This is a genomic window from Streptomyces sp. NPDC094032, assembly GCF_040303965.1.
GTDB lineage: Bacteria > Actinomycetota > Actinomycetes > Streptomycetales > Streptomycetaceae > Streptomyces.
In genome coordinates, this window is the sequence record NZ_JBEOUE010000048.1 from 18340 (window position 1) to 27931 (window position 9592).

10 protein-coding genes are annotated in these 9592 nt (G+C 71.3%); 7 read left to right on the forward strand and 3 right to left on the reverse strand.

Annotated features, from left to right (window positions below; all coding sequences use genetic code 11):
- Window positions 1-25: 25 nt before the first annotated feature.
- Window positions 26-283 (forward strand): acyl carrier protein, encoded by a 258-nt coding sequence (locus tag ABTZ54_RS35000; protein WP_351671790.1) that lies wholly within the window; start codon window positions 26-28, stop codon window positions 281-283.
- Between the two features lie 11 nt (window positions 284-294).
- On the opposite strand, the gene ABTZ54_RS35005 is transcribed toward ABTZ54_RS35000, so the two are convergent.
- Window positions 295-1491, reverse strand: coding sequence for an NADH:flavin oxidoreductase (locus ABTZ54_RS35005; RefSeq protein WP_351671793.1), 1197 nt, complete (start codon window positions 1489-1491; stop codon window positions 295-297).
- A 223-nt stretch (window positions 1492-1714) separates the two neighbouring features.
- Between ABTZ54_RS35005 and ABTZ54_RS35010 the strand changes: the two genes are divergently transcribed.
- From ABTZ54_RS35010 to ABTZ54_RS35020, 3 genes are all read left to right on the forward strand, one after another.
- Window positions 1715-2476 (forward strand): dienelactone hydrolase family protein, encoded by a 762-nt coding sequence (locus ABTZ54_RS35010; RefSeq protein WP_351671796.1) that lies wholly within the window; start codon window positions 1715-1717, stop codon window positions 2474-2476.
- A gap of 88 nt (window positions 2477-2564) precedes the next feature.
- Window positions 2565-3677 carry a patatin-like phospholipase family protein gene (locus ABTZ54_RS35015; RefSeq protein WP_351671798.1) on the forward strand — a complete coding sequence of 371 codons (1113 nt, stop codon included), beginning with the start codon at window positions 2565-2567 and terminating at the stop codon, window positions 3675-3677.
- Window positions 3613-5985 (forward strand): serine/threonine-protein kinase, encoded by a 2373-nt coding sequence (locus tag ABTZ54_RS35020; RefSeq protein WP_351671801.1) that lies wholly within the window; start codon window positions 3613-3615, stop codon window positions 5983-5985. Before ABTZ54_RS35015 ends, ABTZ54_RS35020 begins: the two co-directional genes overlap by 65 nt.
- Before the next feature lie 17 nt (window positions 5986-6002).
- Here ABTZ54_RS35020 and ABTZ54_RS35025 read toward each other — a convergent pair whose 3' ends face one another.
- Window positions 6003-7130, reverse strand: coding sequence for an NADH:flavin oxidoreductase (locus ABTZ54_RS35025; RefSeq protein WP_351671804.1), 1128 nt, complete (start codon window positions 7128-7130; stop codon window positions 6003-6005).
- A gap of 116 nt (window positions 7131-7246) precedes the next feature.
- On the opposite strand from ABTZ54_RS35025, the gene ABTZ54_RS35030 reads away from it, so the two are divergent.
- Together ABTZ54_RS35030 and ABTZ54_RS35035 are read left to right on the forward strand one after the other, a co-directional pair.
- Complete coding sequence (locus ABTZ54_RS35030; protein ID WP_351671807.1) at window positions 7247-7693, forward strand: MarR family winged helix-turn-helix transcriptional regulator; 447 nt, start codon at window positions 7247-7249, stop codon at window positions 7691-7693.
- 68 nt (window positions 7694-7761) lie between these two features.
- On the forward strand, window positions 7762-8328 hold the full coding sequence (locus ABTZ54_RS35035; RefSeq protein WP_351671809.1) for a DUF4291 domain-containing protein: 567 nt from the start codon (window positions 7762-7764) through the stop codon (window positions 8326-8328).
- A gap of 10 nt (window positions 8329-8338) precedes the next feature.
- Here ABTZ54_RS35035 and ABTZ54_RS35040 read toward each other — a convergent pair whose 3' ends face one another.
- Complete coding sequence (locus ABTZ54_RS35040; RefSeq protein ID WP_351671812.1) at window positions 8339-8971, reverse strand: class I SAM-dependent methyltransferase; 633 nt, start codon at window positions 8969-8971, stop codon at window positions 8339-8341.
- A 143-nt stretch (window positions 8972-9114) separates the two neighbouring features.
- Here ABTZ54_RS35040 and ABTZ54_RS35045 point away from each other — a divergent pair, with 143 nt between their 5' ends.
- On the forward strand, window positions 9115-9504 hold the full coding sequence (locus ABTZ54_RS35045; protein WP_351671815.1) for a VOC family protein: 390 nt from the start codon (window positions 9115-9117) through the stop codon (window positions 9502-9504).
- Window positions 9505-9592 lie beyond the last annotated feature (88 nt).

The following is a 9592-nucleotide window of genomic DNA, read 5'->3' on the forward strand; positions in this document are numbered from 1 at the left end:
CCCACCGACAGGAGAAGAGACGCACATGCCCCAGTTGACGACCGACCGGCTCATGGAGATCATCCGGGACTGCGCGGGCGAGGGAGACCCGGTGACGGGCGACCGCCGCCCCGAGGACCAGGAGTTCACGACCCTGGGCTACGACTCGCTGGCCCTGCTGGAGACGGCGAGCAGGCTGGAGCGGGAGTTCCCGGTGTCGATCGAGGACGACGCCCTGGCCCTCGCCAAGACCCCCGCCCAGCTCACCGCCCTGGTCAACCGCCTCCTGGCGGAAACCCCCTAACCCCCATGTCCCTACCGGGGCTCCGGGTCCACGAGGACGCAGCGGGTGCCGGTGTAGATCGTCGGCATGCAGCGGTTGCAGTGGACGCACAGGGACCTGCTGCTCGTTCCGGCCCGGTAGCGGGCGACGAGGTCGGGTTCGCGGAGCAGGGCCCGGCCCATGGCCACGAAGTCGAAGCCCTCGGCCATGGCCCGCTGGGCGGTGGCGAGGTCGGCGATGCCGCCGAGGAGGATCAGCGGCAGATCCAGCGCGGCGCGGAACTGGCGGGCCGAGTCCAGCAGATACGACTCCTGGTAGGGGTACTCGACGAGGAAGCGTCCGCCCAGCGCCCGCACGGCCAGGCGCTGGGGACGCGGGAAGGTGGCGGCGAACTCCCGTAGCGGCGCGGCGCCGCGGAAGAGGTACATCGGGTTGAGCAGGGAGCTGCCCGCGGTGAGCTCCAGGGCGTCGACCGTGCCGTCGTCCTGGAGCCAGCGGGCGAGCTGGAGGCTCTCGTCGGGCCGGCTGCCGCCGGGGACACCGTCGTCCATGTTCAGCTTGGCGATGACGGCGAGGCGGTCTCCGACCGCGTCCCGCACCGCGCGGGCGGCGTCCCGAGCGACCGTGGCCCGGTTGGCGAGGCTGCCGCCGTACCGGTCCCGGCGCCGGTTGAGCCGGGGGCTGAGGAACGCGCTCGCGAAGTAGTTGTGACCGAGGTGGATCTCCACGGCGTCGAAGCCGGAGGCGAGCGCGAGCTCGGCCGCCTCCCCGTGCGCCCGGACGATCCGCGCGATGTCGGCCTCACCGGCGGCGCGGGTGGTCCGCATCCCGAGCGGACTGAACCGACGGGTGGGGGCGAGCGCCGGAGCGCGGTTCGAAGCGGCGTTCGCGACCGGCCCGGCATGGCCGATCTGCGCCGACACGGCGGCACCCTCGGCGTGCACGGCCTCCGTCAGCCGGCGTAGCCCCGGCACGGCCTCGGGCCGCATCCAGATCTGCCGCCGCTCGGTCCGCCCCTCCGGGGCCACGGCCAGGTAGGCGACGGTGGTCATGCCCACCCCGCCGGCCGCGGGGGCCCGGTGGTACTCGATCAGCCGGTCGGTGACCAGTCCGTCCGGGGTGGCCCCCTCGAACGTGGCCGCCTTGAGGACACGGTTACGCAGACCCAGCGGGCCCAGCCGCGCCGGTGCGAGGACATCGGGGACGTTGCGCGGCACCGAGGTGACCATCGGTCGGGCATCCTTCCTGGGCGTGGGCGTGGGCGTGGGCGTGGGCGTGGGCGTGGGCGTGGGCGAGTCGGTTTCGAGTCCGCAGCAGAGCACACTCTCCCTGCACTTTCCATGGACACGTCAGTGTCGTGCCCGAGGTCGCCGCGCCGACGGATGTTCCCCCCACTCCGCCGTCGGTGAACACCACCCCGACCGAGCGCGACGGTCATTACCGTCCATGGGCATGACGACGGTCACCACGCGCACGGTCGAGTACTCCGCCGACAACCTGACGATGTTCGGACACCTCGCGCTCCCGGCAGGCGCCGAGCGCCGCCCCGCGGTCCTGATCGGTCCCGAGGGGGTGGGCCTCAGCGACGTCGAGCGTCACCGGGCCGAAGCCCTGGCCGAGTTGGGGTACGTGGCGCTGGCGTTCGACCTCCACGGCGGACGCTACCTGGAAGACCCGGAGGAGATGCTGGCCCGTTGCCTGCCGCTGCTCACCGACCCCGACCGGATGCGCGGCATCGGCCACGCCGCGCTCGACGTACTGCGTGCCGAACCACGGGCCGACCCGGACCGGATCGCCGCCATCGGCTACGGCACCGGCGGCGCCATCGCACTGGAACTGGGCCGCGATGGCGTCGATCTGCGCGCGATCGGGACGATCAACGCGGTCACCACGGGCCGACCGGGTGAGGCGGCACGCATTCGCTGCCCGGTATGGGCCGGGGTCGGGTCGGAAGACCCGATCATGCCGCCCGCCCAACGGGACGCCTTCGCCGAGGAGATGGAGGCCGCGGGCGTCGACTGGCGCCTCGTGGTCTACGGAGGAGCCCTTCACGCCTTCCACCATCCGCCGGTCGACCACACCGTGCTGCCCGGCGTCGGCCACCACCCGCGGCACGCACGACGAGCCTGGCGTGACGTCGTCGCCCTCCTCGCCGAATGCCTGCCCGTCACGATGGTAAGGGGTCTCAGAAGCACCAACACGCCACGCCCGTAAGCCCGTTCCCCGCGCGTTTGGCGCACGCGGAGGCGGGAAGAGGCGGTGCGGGGCCGGCGGGAGATCAAGGACCGACACAGGGGGGACCATGAGAACCGACGAAGCCGAGGGCACGCCCGCGTACTGGGATCCGGCACATCCGGTCCTGAAGATCCTGCGGGCCCGACGCGACTCCGGCAGCCTGCCGGGGCAGCGCACCGACGGCGCACGGGTCGCCCTGGCCGTCGAGGGCGGCGGCATGCGCGGGGTGATCTCGGCGGCGATGCTCTCCCAACTCGAGGACTACGGCTACAAGAACGCCTTCGACGTCGTCTACGGCTGCTCCGCCGGCGGGATCAACGGCGCCTACTTCCTCGCCGGCGAGACGTGGTACCCGCTGTCGATCTACTACGACGATCTGACGACCAAACGTTTCGTCGACTTCTCCCGGCCGCTGCGCCGCCGCCCGATCCTGGACCTGTCCTACTCCTTCGACCACGTCATGGAGCGGGTGAAGCCGCTGGACTACGAGGCGGTGCTCCGCTCGCCGATCCCCCTGGCCGTTCCCGTCACCGACATCGACGCCCTGCGGACCGTGGTCCTGCGGGACTTCTCCTCCCGGCAGCACCTCAAGGACGCGTTACGCGCCTCGGCGTGGCTTCCCGTCGCCGTCCCCGGCACGGTCGCCCTGCCGGAGGTGGGACGCGCCGTGGACGGCGGAGTCCTCACGGCCCTGCCGTTCCGGCTCGCGCTCGACGACGGCTGCACCCACGTCCTCTCCCTCAGCACGCGGCCGATGCGGCCGGCCGGCGGCGGATTCGACCTGCTCCACCGCTTCACGTACCTCCACCTGGAGAAGGTGCGCCGGGGACTGGGCAGCGGATACCTGGCGGCGATCCGCCAGAAGCACATCGACCAGGAACGCCTGCGCCGCATGCGGACGGCTCCCGGCTCCGAGGCCCCGTACGTCCTCGATCTGGCGCCACTGCCGTGGATGCCCGAGCTCAAACGACACGAACTGAAACACGGCCCACTCCTCCGGCACGCCCGGATGGCCTACGGGATCGCCTTCTGCGCCACCGAGGGCAGACCGGCCGACCTGATCCGCCGGGGAGGGATCCGTGCCATGCCGAGACTGATGGTGGTGGACAGCGCGCATGGACAACCAGGGCACCACGCTGGACCGGCTGCTCGCGGCCCTGTCGGACCTGAGCGGATATGACGACCCGCAGTCGGCCCGATTACGCACCCTGCTCGAACTTCCGGCCGACGGCCGGCCGGAGACGGCCCGGCAGAAGGCCCGCCGTCTCGGGCTGTGGCGGCGTCTGCTGCACGACATACCGCTGGACGAGAGATCGTTCGACGACCGCTTCGGCCCCGCCGGCCGACAGGCCACGATCGCGCGGCTGGTCTCCTGGTGCCTCGGGTACCGCGCGTGGGGCGGCCGGAGCCGGGCCGACGGGGCCGAGCTGTTCGGCTTCGTCACCCTGTTCCTGCTGACCCTGCTCGGTCTCGCGGAATCGGAGGCCCAGCGCTCGCTCTCACCGGCGGGGGCCGCCACCGGCCGGCGAGACCAGGGGCTGACGCACGACTGCGGGGGCATCTGCGGCGCCCTCGTCGAAGAGGTCGCGGTCGCCGAGGTGATCGCCGACGTGTACAGCCCCGAGGGGGAGTCCGCCGGGCGCCGCCCACCGGCGGCGGGAGGGCCCGCGGAGCGTGAATGGCGGGCGATGCAGCGCACGTTGCGCTTCCATCGCCATGGCAGCACGTCGATGATCCTGCGGGGCAGCACCGCGGACGCCGTCCACGGCACCCGCCCGGAGTTCGCCCTGAAGCTGATCCTGTACCCGTTCACCAGGATCGCGACCCTCGCGCAGGCCACGCGCGGCTACGCGGAGACGTACGGCACGTCTAGCAGCGGAGCGCGTCATCTCGTGCGGGTCTGGGCCAGCTTCGACAGCTGGATCCTCATGGACTTCGTCGAGGGAAGGACGCTCGCCGAAGTCGTCCGCGAGGAGGCGGAGCGGGAGACGCCCGACGCGCGCCGGGTACCCTCCCTCAGCCTCGACCGGCTCAGGGACAAGGGCCTGCTGCTCTTCGACGCGCTGGAGGAACTCCAGCGCCTCGCGCGAGAGGACCCGGTGCACGGCGGGCTCAAGGGAGTGCACGCGGACCTCACGCCCTCCAACATCATCGTGTCCGCGTCCGACGGCACCTTCAAACTCGTCGATCTCGGCCGCAACTACCTCTACACCCACACGGTCACCGGTACGGGAGGGGCCGAATCCCGCTACATCGCTCCCGAGGTCAGGGCGGGGGAGACCGACATCGCCCGGGCGGATCTGTACTCGCTCGGTCAGCTGCTGATCCTCTTCGGCACCGGGCAGGCGGGAGCCGAAGGGGTGGTGCCGGACATCTTCTACATGCGCGCCGCGCTCCTGGCCCGCTTCCTGGAGGACCTCGTCGACGCGGCCCCGGCGCGTCGGCTGCTCGTCTTCTCCGGCGGAGCCGACCCGACGCACACCTTCGCCCGGCTGAAGCGCGACTTCCTGGCCGAGCTGGAGATGGTGCAGGCCGCCGAACAGGGCGAGAGCGACCTGCGGGTCGAGACCGGCTGGCGCGCCTGGCGCGAGCTGCTCCGCCCGCTGGCCGGCGACCCGGGGCGGGAGTGGCGGCTGTGGCGGATGCGCAGACAACAGAGCGACCGGGCGGAAACGGACCGGGGCTCGTTCGCCAACTGGCTGCTCGCCTGGTCGCTGCTGTCGGCGGTGATCTGGGCGGTGACGAACACCGTCGTCATCACCTGGATCCTGCGCGACCTGGACCTCTCGTGGGGGAACAACCTGGTGTCCCTGGTGCAGCGGGCCGCCGGCACCCCCGAGGGTCTCCCGATCGTCGACTCATGGCGGCGCGACGACTACCAGGTGCCGGACCTGCGGGCCAGCCTCCCGGCCAGGATGGTCGGGCTCTCCTACGCCATCGCGGCGCCGAAGTACTACCAGATGCTCTTCTCCGGGCTGACGCCCCTGGCCATCGGCTGGCGCGCCGGATCGCTGACGAGGCTGGCCGTGGCGACGGAGGTGATCATGCGGCTGATGGCCGTGGTCCCGTGCCTGCTGGTGCTGGCGATCACGCTCGTCGAGCCCCGCTGGTGGCCGCTCAACTCGGCGATCGGGCAGATCCTGACGTGGCTCGCGAACGTGTTCACCCTCGCCTACATCCACGCGGTCGTCCGCCGCTCCCGGCGCCTCGGCCTCAGCACCCTCCCCGCCGACGACACCAAGATCACCGGCCTGTCCTCGTTCGCCCAGTGGGTACCGACGTCGCTCTTCTACTGCGTGGCCGTGCTGACCATCGGCACGGCCCTCTACCTGGGACTCCTCCACGACGTCTATGTGTACGCGTCCGCCGTGACCGCGACGAACATCTTCCTGTTCTACGCCATCAAGTGCGGCGTGGGCGGCCCGACGATCCGCGTCGCCATCGTCCGCACCTGCCTGGCCGCCGAGCGCGTGGCCCGCTGCCGCTGACCACGCGCCCGCCGCCCTCAGCTCAGGCTCTTGACCGCCTCCGCGTCGTACGGCTTGAGCTCGCCGGTCCGGCCCGCGAGGACCTTGGCCGCCCACTCCGGGTCCTGGAGCAGCGCGCGGCCGACGGCGACCATGTCGAACTCGTCGCGCTCCAGACGGTCGAGGAGCTCGTCGATGCCCTGGACCGGCGCGCCCTGGCCCGCGAAGGCGTGGATGAAGTCGCCGTCGAGGCCGACCGAGCCGACGGTGATGGTGGGGCGGCCGGTGAGCTTCTTGGTCCAGCCCGCCAGGTTGAGGTCCGAGCCGTCGAACTCGGGGATCCAGTGGCGGCGGGTGGAGGCGTGGAAGGCGTCGACACCGGCGGCGGCGAGCGGGCTGAGGATCGCCTCCAGCTCCCGCGGAGTCCCGGCGAGCCGGGCGTCGTAGGCGTCCTGCTTCCACTGCGAGTAGCGGAAGAGCACGGGGAAGTCGGACGAGACGGACGCGCGGACGGCGGCGACGATCTCGGCGGCGAACTTCGTACGGGCCACGGGGTCGCCGCCGTACGCGTCGGTACGCCGGTTCGTCCCGGCCCACAGGAACTGGTCGATGAGGTAGCCGTGGGCGCCGTGGAGCTCGACGCCGTCGAAGCCGATGCGCTCAGCGGTCGCGGCGGCCTCGGCGAAGGCGCCGATGACGTCGTCGAGGTCGCCCTGGGTCATCGCCCGGCCCGCGCCCTCGGTGCCGTCGGTACGGATGCCGGAGGGGCCTATGGCGGGGGCGTCGGGGTAGGGCGCCTGGCCCTGCCGGCGCACCATGCCGATGTGCCACAGCTGCGGCACGATCGTGCCGCCCGCCGCGTGCACGTCCTCGGCGACCTTCGCCCACCCCGCCAGCTGCTCCTCGCCGTGGAACCGCGGCACACGGTCGCTCTGTCCCGCCGACGCGTGGCCGACGTAGGTGCCCTCGGTGACGATCAGGCCCACACCGGCGGCGGCGCGGCGGGCGTAGTACGAGCGGACGTCCTCGCCGGGCACGCCACCGGGGGAGAACATGCGCGTCATCGGCGCCATCACGATGCGGTTCGGGACAGTAAGGCCGTTGAGGGCCACGGGCCGGGAGAGGATCTCGGCCGCGCGGGAGGCGGGGGACGCGAGGGCGTTCACAGGGGCGCTCCTTATGGCTTTTACTTGACAACCTTGATGCTTGAGAACTTCATGCAACAAGAAGAAGGTAGATCTCCATATTTCAGATAGTCAAGTTTCTCCGTTAGGGTGCCCCCATGACAGAAGCCCCTCGTGCGCAAGAGCCCGTCGACACGGACCGGCTCATGGAGCGGCTCTCGATGTCCTGGGGCGTCTACCTCGGCGACTTCACCCTCGCGGCGGCGAGCGAGCACCTCACCGCGAGCCAGGCCAAGGCCCTGACCGCGCTCCGCCGCGGCCCCGCCGCGATGCGCGCCCTGGCCGACACCATGACCTGCGACGCCTCCAACATCACCGGCATCATCGACCGCCTGGAGAAACGCGGCCTGGTGCGCCGCGAAGCCGACCCGTCCGACCGGCGCGTCAAGAACGTCACCCTCACGCCCGAGGGCGAACGCGTCACCGACGCGATCCGCACGAAGATGCACACCACACAGGCCGGCCTGAGTACCCTCACCACCGAGGAACGCGCGACCCTCGACGCCCTGCTGGAACGCGTCTTCACCTGCCACCCCACGACCTGACCCCGGCTCGGCTCGGCTCGGCGAAATCGACTCGCCGCGTCGGCACACCCGATGGCAGGGTGCGGAGCATGACGCCCCAGTATCAGATCCGTGCCGACCACGACGCCCGCACGATCGTGGTCTATCAGGCGTACTCACCCGCCATCGCCGACCCGGCTCTGCGGGCGGGCCGCTTCGTCGCGCCGTTCTCGTTCCACCGAATGACCTGGATCAAGCCGTCGTTCATGTGGCTGATGCACCGCAGCAACTGGGCGCGCAAGCCCGGCCAGGAACGCGTTCTCGCGGTGCGGATCACGCGGGAGGGCTGGGAAGAGGCCCTGTCCCAGGCCGTGTTGACGACCGCCGACCCGGCGGCGGTGGCCCAGGCGGCCGTACACGTCCAGTGGGACCCGGAGCGTTCGCCGCGCGGAGCGGCGCTGAACCACTACAGCATCCAGGTCGGCATCGGCCGCCACCTGATCCGCACGTTCACCGACGAGTGGATCGTCGGTCTCACCGACCTCACTCCCTTGGTCCGCAAGGCCTCGGCACTGATACAGACCGGCCAGGCGAGCAAGGCGCAGCGGCTGCTCCCTCCGGAGCGCGCCTACCCGCTGCCCCGGACCTTGGAAGACGTCGTTTCCCCCGGCAGGTGATCCGTAGGGCCTATCCGGCGCGGCGGGCCAGCAAGTGGGCGTCGAGGAAGCCTCGTTCGGAGGCCGGGTCGTGCAGCAGCCGGGCGAAGGGCACGAGCCCGGCGTCGGCCAGCAGTCCGGCGAGGCGGTCCGCCGGCCAACTGTAGGCAGGCGTCACCTTGTGATCGAACCGGACCGGCTCCGGTCCGTCCGTCCCGAAGAAGGACACCAGGAGCAGACCCCCCGGAGCCAGGACGCGTACCTGCTCGGCAAGGAGCTCCGGCACTTCCTCCGGGGGCGTGTGGATCATCGAGTAGTGGGCCAGTACGCCACCGAGCGCGCCGTCCTCGATCGGCAGGGACTCCATCCGCGCCTCCTCGAAGCGCAGCGCCGGGTGGGCCCGCCGGGCGTGGTCGACCATGCCGGGGGAGAGGTCGAGCCCGAAGGCGTCCAGTCCCAGTCCGTTCAGCATGGCCGTGAGATGTCCGGGCCCGCACCCGACGTCCGCCGCACGCGAGTTGCCCGTCGCGCGCACCAGTTCGGCGAAGGTGCCGATCATGGCCCGGGCGAACGGCCGTGTCTCCAGACCGTCCGCGAACAGCGACGCGTACAGCTCGACGACACTGTCGTAGGCCACCCTGGTCTCGTCCCGATGATTCACCACGGGCGGCACCCTACAGCCGGTGGGACCGGCCGGAGCCATGCCGGCCGCTTGACAAGGTGGGCTAGGCTCTGCCGGGACATCGCGTGTCGATCACCGGCTGGGTGAGGCATGGAGGTGTCGGAAGGTGCCTTCGGAGGCATTCCTTGTCAGTCGAGTTGAACCACACGATCGTCCATGCCCGGGACAACCGGGAGTCCGCCCAGTTCTTCGTGGACCTGCTGGGCCTTGAGATCACCTCGGAGTGGGGCCCGTTCATCGCGGTCCGCCTGAGCAACGGCGTCACGCTGGACTTCACCACGATCCCCGCGGACTCCATCGTCATGCAGCACTACGCCTTCCTGGTCTCCGAGGAGGAGTTCGAGGCGGCGTACCGGCGGATCCGCGAGCTCGGCGTCGAGCACTACGCCGACCCGCACCGCCAACAGCCCGGCGCCATCAACCACAACGACGGCGGCCGGGGCGTGTACTTCATGGACCCCGCGGGCCACGCCATGGAGCTGATCACCGTGCCGTACGGCGGCTGGAACGCCTGAGCACATGCGCGGCGCGCCGCACCCCCCACCCCGGGGGGCGCCCCCCCCCCCCAACTGGAATAGCCCCCGGTGCCGGGGGGCCGGCGAC